This is a genomic window from Rheinheimera sp. (genome assembly GCF_036782235.1).
Classification (GTDB): domain Bacteria; phylum Pseudomonadota; class Gammaproteobacteria; order Enterobacterales; family Alteromonadaceae; genus Pararheinheimera.
In genome coordinates, this window is the sequence record NZ_DAIPZL010000021.1 from 26037 (window position 1) to 40479 (window position 14443).

13 protein-coding genes are annotated in these 14443 nt (G+C 49.8%); 9 read left to right on the forward strand and 4 right to left on the reverse strand.

The genetic code is table 11. From position 1 onward, the window contains the following. Positions 1–5 precede the first annotated feature (5 nt). Positions 6–353, forward strand: coding sequence for a DUF413 domain-containing protein (maoP, locus tag V7P87_RS15855; RefSeq protein WP_333798309.1), 348 nt, complete (start codon positions 6–8; stop codon positions 351–353). 42 nt (positions 354–395) lie between these two features. Then, on the forward strand, positions 396–551 hold the full coding sequence (locus tag V7P87_RS15860; protein WP_296295197.1) for a hypothetical protein: 156 nt from the start codon (positions 396–398) through the stop codon (positions 549–551). 163 nt (positions 552–714) lie between these two features. On the opposite strand, the gene V7P87_RS15865 is transcribed toward V7P87_RS15860, so the two are convergent. Together V7P87_RS15865 and V7P87_RS15870 are read right to left on the reverse strand one after the other, a co-directional pair. Then, positions 715–2964, reverse strand: a complete 2250-nt coding sequence (locus V7P87_RS15865) for a putative bifunctional diguanylate cyclase/phosphodiesterase (protein WP_333798310.1) — start codon at positions 2962–2964, stop codon at positions 715–717. Positions 2965–3075: 111 nt separating this feature from the next. Beyond that, positions 3076–5850, reverse strand: coding sequence for an insulinase family protein (locus V7P87_RS15870; RefSeq protein WP_333798311.1), 2775 nt, complete (start codon positions 5848–5850; stop codon positions 3076–3078). Between the two features lie 170 nt (positions 5851–6020). Between V7P87_RS15870 and sixA the strand changes: the two genes are divergently transcribed. Further along, on the forward strand, positions 6021–6509 hold the full coding sequence (gene sixA / locus V7P87_RS15875; RefSeq protein WP_333798312.1) for a phosphohistidine phosphatase SixA: 489 nt from the start codon (positions 6021–6023) through the stop codon (positions 6507–6509). A 67-nt stretch (positions 6510–6576) separates the two neighbouring features. Here the strand turns inward: sixA and smrB are convergent, their stop codons facing one another. Then, entirely contained in the window at positions 6577–7104 is a 528-nt protein-coding gene (smrB, locus tag V7P87_RS15880) for an endonuclease SmrB (protein ID WP_333798313.1), read from the reverse strand. 35 nt (positions 7105–7139) lie between these two features. On the opposite strand from smrB, the gene prmB reads away from it, so the two are divergent. The 3 genes from prmB (at position 7140) to V7P87_RS15895 (ending at position 10569) form a co-directional block, all read left to right on the forward strand. Then, positions 7140–8090, forward strand: coding sequence for a 50S ribosomal protein L3 N(5)-glutamine methyltransferase (prmB, locus tag V7P87_RS15885; RefSeq protein WP_333798314.1), 951 nt, complete (start codon positions 7140–7142; stop codon positions 8088–8090). Positions 8091–8092: 2 nt separating this feature from the next. Then, positions 8093–9199, forward strand: a complete 1107-nt coding sequence (gene aroC / locus V7P87_RS15890; protein ID WP_333798315.1) for a chorismate synthase — start codon at positions 8093–8095, stop codon at positions 9197–9199. A 191-nt stretch (positions 9200–9390) separates the two neighbouring features. Continuing rightward, a complete protein-coding gene (locus V7P87_RS15895; protein ID WP_333798319.1) occupies positions 9391–10569 on the forward strand; it encodes an MFS transporter in 1179 nt (392 codons plus the stop codon). 9 nt (positions 10570–10578) lie between these two features. Here V7P87_RS15895 and V7P87_RS15900 read toward each other — a convergent pair whose 3' ends face one another. Beyond that, positions 10579–11979: a coniferyl aldehyde dehydrogenase gene (locus V7P87_RS15900; RefSeq protein WP_333798316.1), complete on the reverse strand. Its 1401-nt coding sequence runs from the start codon at positions 11977–11979 to the stop codon at positions 10579–10581. Between the two features lie 152 nt (positions 11980–12131). On the opposite strand from V7P87_RS15900, the gene V7P87_RS15905 reads away from it, so the two are divergent. From V7P87_RS15905 to V7P87_RS15915, 3 genes are all read left to right on the forward strand, one after another. After that, on the forward strand, positions 12132–13307 hold the full coding sequence (locus V7P87_RS15905; RefSeq protein ID WP_333798317.1) for an ATP-NAD kinase family protein: 1176 nt from the start codon (positions 12132–12134) through the stop codon (positions 13305–13307). A gap of 2 nt (positions 13308–13309) precedes the next feature. Continuing rightward, on the forward strand, positions 13310–13591 hold the full coding sequence (locus V7P87_RS15910) for a YfcL family protein (RefSeq protein WP_333798318.1): 282 nt from the start codon (positions 13310–13312) through the stop codon (positions 13589–13591). 140 nt (positions 13592–13731) lie between these two features. After that, positions 13732–14349 carry an FKBP-type peptidyl-prolyl cis-trans isomerase gene (locus V7P87_RS15915; RefSeq protein ID WP_296295220.1) on the forward strand — a complete coding sequence of 206 codons (618 nt, stop codon included), beginning with the start codon at positions 13732–13734 and terminating at the stop codon, positions 14347–14349. Positions 14350–14443: the final 94 nt, after the last annotated feature.

Here is a 14443-nt window from a genome sequence, read left to right on the forward strand (position 1 = left end):
AAGTGATGCAGCAAAGTTTTGTGGCTAAACGTCGCTTTTTTGATGACCGGAATTTCCCAAAGGGGTTTACCCGGTCAGGGCGCTTCACACTGGCAGAAGGTAATCTGCTGGAAAAACATGGTGCGGCGATGCAGGAACTGGAAGACGGTCAGCGTCAGCCGGTGAATGAAGAAGAGCAACGTTTTTTATCAGTCTGCCGTGGCGAAGCCGAAGCAGAATCCAGCTTTGAAAAAGTCTGGACTAAATACAAACAAAAAGTGCAGGAAAAGAAAAAATTCCACACTGTATTTGGTAAAAAACGGATTGCTGATGGCAGTGACGATTTCTCATATGTAGAAACGGACAACGACTGATAACAATAAAGGGCCTTGAGGCCAAAAGCAGAGGGTATTGCTGTGGGTGAATTATTCAGTAGCATTTTACGACCAGACGTTTTGGTGTTTTTAATTCCACTGGCCGGTATTGGTATTGGTGGTTTTAGTATGTGGTTAAAACATCAGGAGCGGATGGAGAAAATTCGCCAGGGCATAGATCCAGACAAGCGGCACTAAGCTGTTATTGTTATCTCTGTTGCAGGCGTGAGCCGGCAGCAAACAAAAAGGAGCTTCGGCTCCTTTTTGCATTTGTGCTCAACGCTGTGACGATGTTTGCCAGCCGCTGAGTGCTGTGGATTGCTGTAGGGTTTTGGCAGATGCTGAATGCGCCTGTTGCCTGTTAGAGCGCAGCAGGCACAGCACTGAGTTTGGGTTTTTGTTGTTTCTGATCTTTCAGGAACTGGGTAAAGTCGGCGGCTGACAAAGGTTTGCTGTAATAATAACCCTGAATAATTTCACAGCGCAGCTGCTTTAACTGCTGCAATTGTTCTGCGTATTCAACCCCTTCGGCGACTACGGTCAGGCTCAGGTTGTGGGCGATAGTAACAATAGTGTCCACCATATTGCGGCCACGCGCTGTGTTCATATCGTCGATAAAGGCTTTGTCGATTTTGAGGGTATTGAGCGGAAACTGTTTTAAATAGGCCAAAGACGAATAACCGGTGCCAAAGTCATCCATCGCCAGGTGAATGCCGCGGGCGCGCAATTTTTTCATGGTATCAATCGCCATTTTTGGTGATTGCATTACCGTACCTTCGGTAATTTCCAGTTCCAGATGGTAAGAGGGCAGTTCGGTTTGTTGTAATACGTCGTCTATCTGCTCACACAAATAAGGCAGCATAAACTGTTTGACCGACAGGTTAACAGCAACCCGGCCATGGAACAGCCCCTGATCAATCCAGCGTTTTACATCAAGGCAAGCTTTACGCAATACCACTTCGCCAATTTCCACTATCTGGCCTGTTTCTTCCGACACCGGAATAAAAGAAGCTGGACTGATCAAACCCCGTTTTGGCGTGATAAAACGCACCAGCGCTTCCATGCCCACCAGCTGGCCACTCAGGATGTCCATTTTCGGCTGGTAAAACACAGTGAAATAATCTTCTTTTAAACCATGACGGATGAGGTTCTCCAGCTGCAAACGTTTGACCGCCAGTTTGTTCATCGAATCGTTAAAAAACAAATAACGGTTCGCGCCTTCATGTTTGGCATGATACATGGCCGTGTCGGCGTTACGCAGCAAAGCTTCGGGATCGGCACCGTCTTCGGGATATAACACAATACCGATACTGCTGGTGACCGCCAGCTCATGCTGATTAATAAAAAACGGCTGGTTAATTTGTTTTATCAGCTCTTTAGCCAAGGAGGTGATAGTGTGAATGTCGTTGGTATCTTCCAGCAAAATGGCAAATTCGTCACCGCCAAGCCGGTATAACCGGTCTTTTTGCCTGCTGCGTTCAGTTAAACGCTCAGCCAGCTTGATTAATAAACTATCACCCAGTTGATGGCCAAGTGAGTCGTTGATTTTTTTGAAGTTATCTAAATCGAATACTAAAAGCGCATGGCGTACTTCACGTTCGACCAAGCGGCTCAGTTCAGCTGAAAATAATGCCCTGTTGGGCAGGCCGGTCAGAGTATCAGAGTTGGCGAGCCGGCTTAGCTCAGCTTCTTTACGTTTGCGCTCGGAAATATCGGAAAACACAGCTACGTACTGGGTAATAGTGTTGTGTTCATCTTTAACTACGTCAAAGTTCAGTTCTGCCTGATAAATTTCACCGTTTAAACGCTGATCCTGAATTTCGCCTTGCCAGCTGCCTTGTGACTGCAGTTTCAGACCAATGTCCTGTAAAAAGCGGTTCGGGTACAAGGCCAAATCAAAAGGCTTTTTGATCACCTGTTCCCGGCTTTTGCCTGTGATGCTGCTAAAAGAGTTGTTCACTTCAATCACAGTGAAGTTGGTGTCACAAATCACCACGGCATCAGAAATGTTTTCCAGACAACGGGCAAAAAGTTCCAGCCGCTCTTCGGTGTGTTTGAGCAGCTGAATATTTTTTAAGGTACCTGTCATGCGGGTGGCTGCGCCATCAGCGTCAGTGCTAACCACTTTGCCGCGGTCCAGTACCCAAATCCAGCCGCCGTCTGACGCTCTTAAACGATAGGCGGCTTCAAAATGCGGGGTTTCGCCAGCCAGATGCTGATATAGCTGCTCTGTGACCCGCTCGATATCTTTGGGGTGAATTTGTTCACGGTTGGGCGGAAACTGATTGGTTTCTGGTTTAAGTTCAACCGCTTGTTGCCATGAGCTTGAGCGGTATAAAGTGCCGGCACTGATATTCCAGTCCCATAACTCGTCACCACTACCCCACAAAGATAAACGCAACCGTTCTTCACTTTGCTCCAGCCGGCTTTGGTAACGGCGCATTTTCAGAATGGATAAATGTGCCAGCAATAAGGCACCAAAAGAAAATAATAAAATGGACGACAAAATGTAGGGCATTGAACCCTGCCAGTCTAAGGCAAAAGCAGGAAAAGGCGAGGTTAAAAAAGTAACAAACAGCGCCTTGTGATTGATTTTTTTATTATTTTTCACACGTCTTTACGTCAGAAAGTCTGATAAAGCTAAGTTATATAAAATTAACAGGGCTGTCAAAGCCAATCTGGCGCCAGACCTGTCGTTTTGCGGCTAAGGCAGCAACAGCTGCTACTCAGCCAAGGTCAGGGTTTTTAACAACTCAATAGCAGCCGCTGCGTCCAGTGTTCTCATATGGGAATGCTCAGGTGCTTCGCTGGTGGCCAGGAAAATGGCGTCATAATCAGGCGCCAGTAAACTCTGACAGAAGCAGGTAAAATCAGCGAGACTAAGTTTATTCAGTTCCTGCTGTATTTGATCAGATAAACAACATTGATAATCACCCTGACCAATGGCCAGCCACATACGTTTGGCTCTGTTACTGAGACTATTGTCCCGCTCACGGATTTGGCTGGCTAAACTCTGTTTCAGCGCCTGGAATTCATCGGCCGACAGCTCTGGCAATTCGCTCAAAAATCGCTGATAAAAAGTTAAGGTGGCCTGATACAAGGTTCTGGCATCAGCTCTTGGCGATTGAATATAAAAAGCCATGCCAGGGCGCAGATTCATCGGCACATAACCTGTGCCCACCAGATAACCTAATTGTTGTTCGGTGCGAAGTTCGTGGAAATACTCCGGTGAAATCAGATGATTAGCGAGCATAAACAGCGCCATTTCCAAAGCGCTGCGATTTTGTGCCGGCAGGTAAATCACCAGTGCTTCATCGTCCTGCGCCATCGGCAACTGCAACCAGATGGGGCCAAGCCCTTCGGTATTGTGGCTGTAACGGGGTAAACGCTGGCAGCGCTCTGGCACTGTGCCAAGCCATTTGGCGATCTGCTGTTGCAAACGCACCACATCCTGCTCTTGCCAGTGGCCAATCATCAGGGCTTCAACATGTACTTTCTGGAACATAGCGGCATAAAAACGCTGAAAATCGTCAAAACTGCAGTCTGCAAGTACAGTCGCCAGAGTTTCGGATTCCGGATTCAGCGGTTGTAACAGTGCCGATAACTTACTGAATAACTGCGTGATAGGTTTATTCCTGGCTTGATTTTGCCAGTGCCGAACCAGTTGGCGCTTCAGTTCATCAAACCGGCTTTGGCTAAACTGGCGATTGGGCATCTGCTGTAAAATATCGAACAACAAGGCAACCTGATTACCAGTCAGGCCGCTGCAATGTAGAGTCAGACCATGTTGCTGTACATGCAGGTTGTAGTTCAGGCCTGCTGTGGTGGCGGCATAAAACTGCTCATTAATGTCATCGAGAAACAGCTCCAGCCAGAGTTTACAAAGTGCAAGCTCAGCAATACCGGTAATGGTGTTGGGCAGCGTCAGTTCAACAAAAATATGGCCTTTGGGCGTGCGAAAATCGGCATCGGGTTTAAACCAGAGTTTGATGCCGTCGGCCTGATAATATAGCTGTGGCAAAGGTTTGCCCGCCGTGGTTGGCAACAGCTGAGGCTCGTCCGCCAGATAAGGGTTGGCTTTGGGTAAATGACAATCCGGCAATGGTTTTGCCTGCTGTAAACCATGTAATAAATCGCTGGTGATAGCTAACTGGCTGTATGGGGTGTGGTACCAGCGCGCCTGGCGGTCAACTTTTACGTCGGGGGCTATCAGCATCAGACGCAGGTTGCGTTCATGGAAAAAACTCAATAAATGCTGATACAAGGCAGGCTCCGGCGTCTCCATCCGGTAATCACCAAAGACATAATCTTCCACCGGATAGTGCTGCAGATTCACCGCCAGATCGCTGGCCAGCTGCAGTGGTGTTTTTTGCTCCTGATATAAAAAGCTCCAGCGCACCAGCTTTTGCCTTTCTGCAAAAATGTCGGCCGGAAAAGGCTGTTGTTTCAGCATGGCCAGATAAGAAAAACTGGCGAGTAAAATCTCATCCTGAGCCAACATACCTTGTGGGGTCAGTTCAAACGCCAGGGTAAAGTCTTTGTAGTTGCTGCCATCAATTCCGCCGCCTGCGCTTAATGAATTTACCAGACCCCGGCCTTTTAAATGGCTTAATAACGAGCCCGGGCCTTCATCCCCCAGGAGATGAGCCAGAAAACTGACCAGCTTATAGCGGTACCAGGGCTGGATGTCGGGCAACGCAAAACTTGCGACAAAACGCTGGGTTGGTTTATGTGGCTGAATATTCAGCTGAATACCCAGATGTTCATCTAAATACAGTGGTGGCACCAGTGCCGCTTTCGGCGGAAGCGAGGCCGGTAAAGCAGAAAAATATTGCTGCGCCCACTGCACCTGCACCTCAAGCGGGGCATTGGACACCAGGGTTAAGGTCATTCGGCTGGCACTGTATTGTTGCTGATAAAAATCACGTACTGCCTGTTGTGCGCTCTGACCCGGTCTGTCATCCAGCGTCGACAGATTACCGACGGAAAATTTCGCAAAAGGGTGCTCGGGGTTGATACTTTCTTTATGAGCCTGGTAAATACGCCGGCCATCATCTTTAAGCTTCATCGAAAACTCGGCTTCGATGGCATGGCGCTCTTTGTCGACAGCTTCAGCGCTAAAGCGGGGTGCGCCGAGCATATCGGCAAAACGTTCAAGTGCGGCAGTAAAAGCTTCATGGCTGATATCAAAATAAAAACAGCTGTGTTCTGTGCCGGTCCAGGCATTGTGGCTGCCGCCGTTGTTGGCAATAAACTGTTGATATTCACCGGATTGCGGAAATTTTTCAGAACCTAAAAATACCAGATGTTCAAGAAAGTGCGCTAAACCTTCACGGTCTGCCGGATCGTCAAAATGCCCGACATTCACTGCCATAGCCGCGGCGCTTTTTTCGGCGTCCTGTTGTTGTACCAGCAATACCCTTAAGCCGTTGTCCAGCGTCAGCGGCTGATACAAACGTTGATCGTTAGGGCTTTGCACCATATGACTTTTTTTCAATTCGGGCCTCTTGTGGCAGAGTGTCAGCTTCAGGAATTGCTGTTGTTATCATATCGAATCGGAATATAAAGCTGAAATTTTATGCTTTATTAACAGTTACTGTGACTGCAAACTTTCATTATCATAGCGCACTCTTTTCGCGTTGGTCGCGAAGTTGTCTAGGTGTACTCATGGTCAATCTGGTTATCATGCGGCACGGCGAAGCCGAGCCACACAGCAGTCAGGATAGTCAAAGGCAGCTCACTGCCAAAGGCCGGGATGATGTCAGCCATATGGCGTTATGGTTATCCCAACATTACCAGGCTTTTGATCTGGTGTTATCTAGCCCCTTTGTACGGGCGCAACAAACGGCCGAACTGATGCTCAAAGCCCAGCCTGCCACTACCCGCTTTGAAATTATCCCCGAGCTGGTGCCGGAAGGCGACAGCCATCAGGTGCAGCTGTATCTGGACGCGCTGCGTGCTGAACAACCTGAATTGAGGGTTCTGCTTGTGTCGCATATGCCGCTGGTTAGTTTTTTGGTAGAAACCTTTACCAAAACCGGCAACACCCCAATTTTTGAAACCTCAGCTTTGGTGGGGATCCATTATCAACCGGGTGAAGGCGGCAAGTTACTGGAGCGCCTGGCGCCGGCAGATTTGGTGTTACTGAGTCATTGATCTGACCATACAAATGATGCCGTATCCGCGCAGCAGCAGACCCGGAATTTATGTTAAAAACGCCGCTTTAAAGCGGCGTTTTTAATAACACCAATAAAGCACCGTCACGGCCCCAGTGGGTGGGGGCAGTGTGAAAAGCCCGTACATTCGGGTGCTGAATCAGCCAGTTCGGTACTTTGCGCGCCAAAATACCACTGCCTTTACCATGCACAATACAAGCGCAGTTAAAATGCTCCTGCTGGCAATAAGCCAACAGTCCGGCCAGTTCAGTTTTGGCTTGTTGCTGACTTAATCCGTGTAAATCCAGTACGACGCCGGGCTGATAATCGCCGCGTTTGAGGTTTTTCGCCAGATGGGGATCTTCACCCGGTTGCACATAACGAATAATGCTGCCGTCGGGTTGATAACCTTCAAACTCATCGGAGAAGTAGAACAAATGGGGTTGTTCTGCTTCGATAGACGTCTTTACGGCAGTTTTTTTGTTGCGGCTCGGGCGGGCAGGCGGTATCTTGTCCTGCGCCATAGGGCGGGCGCCCGTGATTGAATCCCGGAACAGCTGAATTTCTTCTTCACTAAGTAACTGAGGTTTGCGCATCAGCGCAAGTCTATACAAAGAGCAATGCGAAATAAATGACTGAACATCAACCTTTTGAACTGACCGCAGAATTAATCAACGAAGCCATCAATGAACTTTTTACGATTCATGACTGGCTGCGCTGGGCCGTTTCACAGTTGAATGCTGCCGATGTGTATTTTGGTCATGGCACGGACAACCCATGGGATGACGCCGGTCAGCTGATGGCTTTTACCCTGCATTTTACCCATTTGGCTGAGTCTGCATTGTTACAAACCCGACTGACCAGCAGCGAAAAACGCCGTTTTGCCGCTTTAGTACAACAACGTATTGAACAGCGGATCCCGTCAGCTTATTTAACCAACCAGGCTTATTTTGCCGGTTTACCTTTTTATGTCGACGAGCGGGTGCTGGTGCCACGTTCACCCATCAGTGAACTGATTACCCGTCAGTTTGCCGACTGGTTTCCGGTTGAAGCGCCACAACGGATTTTGGATTTATGCACCGGCTCTGGTTGTATTGCCATTGCCTGCGCCCACTATTTACCAGAGGCCGAAGTAGATGCTGTGGATATCAGTGAAGACGCGCTGACAGTGGCCGATCTGAATATCAGTCAGCATGGCCTGGAGCACAGAGTATTTCCTATTCAGTCTGATTGTTTTGCTGCCTTACCAGGACAGCAATACGATTTAATTGTGACCAATCCGCCTTATGTTGACGCTGAAGACATGGCCGATTTACCGGCCGAGTATCATCACGAACCTGAGCTTGGCCTGGCGTCCGGTGTGGATGGCCTGGAGCTGACCCGCAAAATTCTGCGTGAAGCCGCAGCGCATTTAACCGACAACGGCGTGCTGATTTGTGAAGTAGGCAATTCAATGGTGGCGCTTTCGGAACAAATGCCTGAGGTGCCATTTCACTGGATCACTTTTAACAACGGCGGTGATGGTGTGTTTGCGCTGACCAAAGCACAGCTCGTGGCCCATCAACAGCAGTTTGAGGAATAACCATGGCCGGTAACAGCATTGGCGAATTGTTTCGTTTAACTACTTTTGGTGAAAGTCATGGCCCGGCCATCGGCGGTATTGTTGATGGTTGCCCACCAGGGTTAAAGCTGGATTTAGACGCTATTCAGCATGATTTAGACCGGCGTAAACCAGGCACGTCCCGTTACACCACACAAAGGCGCGAAGATGACGTGGTGAAAATTTTATCCGGAGTCTTTGAAGGTGTGACCACGGGCTGCTCTATTGGCTTGTTGATTGAAAATACCGATCAGCGCTCACAGGATTATTCCGCCATTAAAGATGTGTTCCGTCCCGGGCACGCCGATTACACCTATTGGCATAAACACGGTATTCGCGATTATCGTGGTGGTGGCCGATCTTCCGCCCGCGAAACCGCAGTGCGTGTGGCGGCTGGTGCTATTGCCAAACAATATTTAAAACAACGGTTTGGTGTGGAAGTGCGCGCTTATTTAGCCCAGCTGGGCCCGGTCAAAGCGGAAAAACTTGATTGGGACCAAGTGGAGCAAAACGATTTTTTCTGCCCTGATGTGGATAAAATCGAGGCGCTGGATACTTTTATGCGCGACTTAAAAAAATCCGGTGATTCAGTGGGTGCCCGTATTAATGTGGTGGCCAGCAATGTGCCTGTGGGCTGGGGCGAGCCGGTGTTTGACCGCTTAGATGCTGATATTGCCCACGCCATGATGAGCATTAATGCGGTGAAAGCTGTTGAAATTGGTGATGGTTTTGCCGTGGTGGAGCAGCAGGGCTCAACGCACAGGGACGCTCTGACGCCAACAGGTTTTACCGCCAATCATGCCGGCGGCATTTTAGGCGGCATTTCGTCAGGCCAGGATATCCGCGTCAGTATTGCGCTTAAACCTACCTCCAGCATCAGTATTCCTGGTGCCAGCATCAACACCAGCGGCGAGCCGGTGGAAATGCTGACCAAAGGCCGGCACGACCCTTGTGTCGGCATTCGCGCCGTGCCTATTGCTGAAGCCATGCTGGCGATAGTGCTGATGGATCATTTCCTGCGTCATCACGCGCAAAACCATCAGGTTTCTGTGTCTACACCTGATATTGCCCGTATTGGCCGTGGCAGTTAGCAGAGGTAGTTCACGAATAAGGTTAACTTGACACCGTTAGCAGATATAGGCGCTATGCCAGAGGTAGCTTCAGCGCTACAATAGCGTCCTTTTGCAGGTAATGGCTGATAGCCAAACCAGACAACGACGCTTAAGCGTCGTTGTTGTTTTTTACCTTCAGCACTGTGATCGCTATGGAGTAAATTGTGAAAATGTCGAGCGCCCAAACGCTGAGTCTGGCTTATTTTGCTTATTTTGCCGTGCTTGGGGTTTTTGTGCCTTATATCGGGCTGTTTCTCGATGGCAGGGGCCTGAATTCAGAAGAAATCGGTTTGCTACTGGCGCTGGTGACCGGCATGCGCATTATTGGTCCGAGTTTATGGGCCAGTTTGGCGGCAAAACGTCAGGATCCGATTGGCGTGATGCGGTTCGGGGCTGTACTGGCCACCATCGGCTGGCTTAGCAGTTTTTATGATGGTGGTTATTGGCCACTGGTGGCCGGCCTTGCACTTTATAGTTTGTGCTGGACCGCTATTTTGCCGCAGCTGGAAAGTTCGGCTTTTTATTATCTCGACAACGACACGTCCCGTTACAGTAAGGTGCGTACCGCAGGTTCTGTGGGTTACATTGTACTGGTGATGCTGGGCGGCTGGTGGTTTCAACACACTGGCCCACAAATGTTGCCACACAGTGCTTTGTTATTTTTACTGCTGATGCTTGGCACCTTATGGTTATTGCCCAAGTTTTCGCAGGTCCAACCTAACGACACTCAGCCGGTGCAGTTTCGCCGCCTTTGGACACACAGCAGCTTTTTAAAATTTATGCTCGGCGCCTTTTTTATGCAGATGAGCTTTGCGCCTTTTTATGGTTTTTTTACCCTATATACCCGCGACTTAGGTTATAGCGGCAGCGATGCTGGTTTATTGATAGCGCTGGCTGTTGCGGCTGAAATAGTGGCGTTTTATTTTGCCGGCCGTATTTTGCAAGGGCGCAGTTACCAGAAATTATTGGGCCTTTGTTATGGATTAACAGCGCTGCGCTGGCTGATGGTGGCTTTTTTAGCCGACAGCGGCCTGCTGCTTTCAGCCAGTATGCTGTTACATGCTTTTAGTTTTGCTATTGCTCACAGCTGCGCTATGCAGTTTATTCAGCAGTTTTTCCCGCCGGCGCAGCGCAGCCGGGGGCAGGCTTTGTATGCCGGTTTAATTTATGGTGGTGGTGGCGCATTGGGGGCTTATGCTGCGGGTATTGCCTGGCAGGATGGTGAAGGTTCGGAGTTTACCTTTGTGCTCGGCAGTTTATGTGCATTGCTGTCGATGGTGCTGGCGCTGGCGCTGCCAAAAAACATCCAGCCGTTGCAGGCTGGGGCAGAGCACAAGTCTGCCGCCTGATGGCTGCTGCTAAGTGCGCAGCAGCCAGTTCAGCAATTTATCAAACACTTTGGCTCTGTGCTGCGGATAGGCCAGTATGCTTGCATTTAACCGGCCTTTTTGATGGACAGCTTTGGCATGGCTAAAAGTTAAAAATCCTTCTTTACCATGATATGCGCCCATCCCACTTGGGCCTATACCACCAAAAGGTAAATCCTCCTGACCCACATGCATCAGGGTTTCATTGATACAGACACCACCGGCATGGGTCTGCTGCAGTACCCGGTGTTGCAGCGCTTTGTTATCACTGAATAAATAAAGCGCCAGTGGTCTTGGCCTTTGCTGCACAAAAGCAAAAGCTTCGTCGATGTTGCGATAACTGTACACCGGCAGCACAGGGCCAAAAATTTCTTCGCGCCAAAGCGCTGAATCAAGGGGGGCATTGAGCACCATTGTCAGTGGCATTAATCTTTGTTGCTGCTGTTGTGGTGTCACGTCCAGGCAACTGATGATGTCTGCACCTGCTGCTCTGGCTTCAGTTAAATAATGCTGCAGCCTCTGGTAATGACGCTCGTTAATAATTGCCGGGTAACTGTGCGCAAATTGCGCTGGCGGATAAAAACGTAAAAACTCCGCCTGCAAGGCGCTGACACATTGTTTTAATTTATCTTCAGGCACCAGCAGATAATCAGGCGCCACACAGGTTTGGCCGGCATTGGCGGTTTTGCCAAACACAATACGCTCTGCCATCTGGCTGATATCAGCGTCTGGCGCCAGAATTAACGGTGATTTACCACCCAGCTCCAGCGTGACCGGTGTCAGATTGGCACTGGCCGCACGCATCACTTGATAACCTACGGCGGTAGAGCCTGTGTATAACAGATGCTGAAAAGGAAGCTGGCTAAAGCCGGCCGCGACGGCCGCGTCGCCTTCAATCACCAGTGCCGTGTCGGGCAGCGCCGTTTCAATAATGTTTTTTAACACCTGATTGGTCTGGGGGGTGTACTCCGATAATTTCAGCATCACTTTATTACCGGCACAGAGTGCAGCCACCAAAGGCCCCAGGCTTAAAAACACCGGATAGTTCCAGGGCACTATAATGCCCACTACGCCAAGTGGCTGATAAACCACATAGTTTTTGGCCGGCAAAAATAACCAGCTGAGATGACGTTTTTGTGGTTTTAGCCATTTGTGTAACTGTTTTAAGCTGTAGTCGATACTGCTGACACTTGGCAGCAGCTCCAGCATCTGACTGTCACTGTGGCTACGCTGGCCAAAGTCTGCATTGAGTGCCGCCAATAATGCTGGTTTTTGTTGCAGTAACTGACGGCGCAGTGCTTTGAGCTGCATTTGGCGCTGCTGTAACTGCGGGTAGGGCTGCTGCTGATAAGCCGCCATCAGGCGGTCGAAACTGTCTTTGAGAAACTGCATCAGAAGATCCGGTTGACCATCAAAAAGCTTAATCTACTTGAGGTTAGACCTCTGTGCAATGCCACAGCTTTGCCAGTACAGGTCTGATTGGTTACAATGCCGGCCACTTTTGCCTTGGCTTGGTATTTTGTTTTGAGAGGCCGGAATTTTTTATGTCTTTAAACTCCTTTGCAGTACCGGTTGAACCGCAAAATAGTGCCTTTCGGCTGGGATTGATCATCAACCCATGGTCCGGTATTGGCGGCAGTGTCGCCCTTAAAGGCAGTGACGGTATGGCAGAACAAGCCATGGCGCTTGGCGCAGTACCGCTGGCACAGCAGCGCGCCAAAGCAGCACTCACAGAATTGCTGGGCGTGCGCGATCAAATCCGCGTTTACACTTTTGCCGGTGATATGGGCCAGGATGTGGCAACTGAACTGGGTTTTGCCGTTGAAGTGGTAGGGCAGGCGCAAAGTCAGCCTTCTACCGCCGCCGACACAGAGCAGGCGGCCGCAATCTTAGTTGAACGAGGTGTAGATTTATTATTATTTGCCGGAGGTGACGGCACGGCCCGCAACATCTGTGCTGTGATTGCTGAACACCACAGTCAGTCTCATACCACAGTGCTTGGCATTCCGGCCGGCTGTAAAATTCACTCAGGTGTGTATGCGATTACGCCTGCGGCCGCTGGCAAAGTGGTGGCTCAAATGGTGCGCGGTGAGCTGGTCACAGTGCAGGATGCGCAAGTCATGGATATCGACGAAGTGGCTTTTCGCCAGGGCACAGTGCGTGCCAAAAGATATGGTGAAATGCAAATCCCCAGTGAGCTTCGTTATGTACAAAGCGTCAAAAGCGCCGGCAAAGAATCTGAAGCATTGGTACTGGACGATTTGGCCGCTTATGTCGCCAGTCAAATGGAAGATGGCGTGCGTTATGTGATGGGCTCAGGCTCCACAGTGGCCGCCGTGATGGCTGAACTGGGTTTGCCCAACACACTGCTTGGTGTGGACGTGGTTGAAAACGGCGAAGTGATAGCGGCCGATGTGACAGCACAAGAGCTGCTTGAGCTGGTGCAGGGTTATCCCTGTAAACTGGTGATCACGCTCATCGGCGGTCAGGGCCATATTTTTGGCCGGGGTAATCAGCAGTTATCTCCTGCGGTGATCCGTGCCATTGGCCGTGACAACATTGTGCTCATTGCTACCAAAACTAAATTACAACAGTTAAACGGCAGGCCGCTGATCAGTGACAGTGGCGATGCTGCACTCGACCAACAATTGCAGGGCATGCTCAAAGTGCTGTGTGGTTATAACGATTATGTCATGTACCGGCTTGGCCTTGAGGAGTAAGCATGCAACAAACCGAACAATTTATTCAGGCTATCAGTCAGTATTTTGACCAAAGTGTGGCAACGGCCAGCGATGACGAGCTGTTTGCCGCCGGTTACCTGCGGGGTCATGTTGACCTTGGCGTAGGCCGTTTGCAGCTGGCTGAGCAGCCTTTTGTCGCCGCAGATATTATCAGCCTGGTTGATGAAAGTCTGGCTTCGGCTATTGCAGGCGGTGAGCTGAGCGAAGCAGACGAGCAACTGGTGCGGCAAATTTGGAAACAAGTGCAGGCGTTGTCTGCCTGAGCCTGCCTGAATAACAGCGGCCGGCATTTTACGCTCAAGACAAGCGGGGCAAAATCGGCTAGCATCAGCAGTTTCCTGATAATGTTTTGGCATTATCTGTGTTTAACGGCGCCCTTGGCGCATCATCAAAAGTGATTTTTATGTCAACATTCACCACCCTTGAACAACACGCCAGTTATGGCATAGGTCTGCAAATGGGTCAGCAACTGGCTGATAACCCATTTGAAGGTTTGGATATCGCCGCTGTTGCCGCTGGTTTAGCTGCTGCTTTTTATGGTGATGAGCCTGAAGTGTCAGAACAACAGATCCGTGCTGCTTTTGAAGTGATCAGTGCCCGGATGCAGGCTGAGCAGGAAGAAAAAGCCAAACTGGCCGCTGGTGCCGGCGAAGCTTTCCTGGCGGAAAATGCAAAAAAACCAGGTGTAGTGACCACTGCGTCAGGTTTGCAATATGAAGTGCTGGTGGCAGGTGACGGTGAAAAACCAACACGCGCTTCTACGGTACGGACCCATTACCACGGTACTTTAATTGATGGCACCGTATTTGACAGCTCTTACAACCGTGGTCAGCCTGCTGAGTTTCCGGTCGGTGGTGTGATTGCCGGTTGGACTGAAGCACTGCAATTGATGCCGGTTGGTTCAAAATACCGTCTGTATATTCCACATCAGCTGGCATACGGCGAGCGTGGTGCTGGTGCATCTATTGCCCCTTTCAGCGCGCTGGTATTTGACGTTGAACTGCTGGCTATTGTTGCTTAACCTAGTTTGGGTTAACACATAAAAAAACCGCCTCTACCGGTAATGCCAGTCAGTTAAGCTGACTGGCATTATTTTTTGTGCGGATATTTACCCG

Coding starts and splice junctions, on each gene's coding strand:
- V7P87_RS15905 (WP_333798317.1), top strand. CDS start 12,132: ATGTCTTTAAACTCCTTTGCAGTACCGGTTGAACCGCAAAATAGTGCC.
- maoP (WP_333798309.1), top strand. CDS start 6: ATGCAGCAAAGTTTTGTGGCTAAACGTCGCTTTTTTGATGACCGGAAT.
- prmB (WP_333798314.1), top strand. CDS start 7,140: ATGACTGAACATCAACCTTTTGAACTGACCGCAGAATTAATCAACGAA.
- V7P87_RS15915 (WP_296295220.1), top strand. CDS start 13,732: ATGTCAACATTCACCACCCTTGAACAACACGCCAGTTATGGCATAGGT.
- V7P87_RS15895 (WP_333798319.1), top strand. CDS start 9,391: ATGTCGAGCGCCCAAACGCTGAGTCTGGCTTATTTTGCTTATTTTGCC.
- aroC (WP_333798315.1), top strand. CDS start 8,093: ATGGCCGGTAACAGCATTGGCGAATTGTTTCGTTTAACTACTTTTGGT.
- V7P87_RS15910 (WP_333798318.1), top strand. CDS start 13,310: ATGCAACAAACCGAACAATTTATTCAGGCTATCAGTCAGTATTTTGAC.
- sixA (WP_333798312.1), top strand. CDS start 6,021: ATGGTCAATCTGGTTATCATGCGGCACGGCGAAGCCGAGCCACACAGC.
- smrB (WP_333798313.1), bottom strand. CDS start 7,104: ATGCGCAAACCTCAGTTACTTAGTGAAGAAGAAATTCAGCTGTTCCGG.
- V7P87_RS15900 (WP_333798316.1), bottom strand. CDS start 11,979: ATGCAGTTTCTCAAAGACAGTTTCGACCGCCTGATGGCGGCTTATCAG.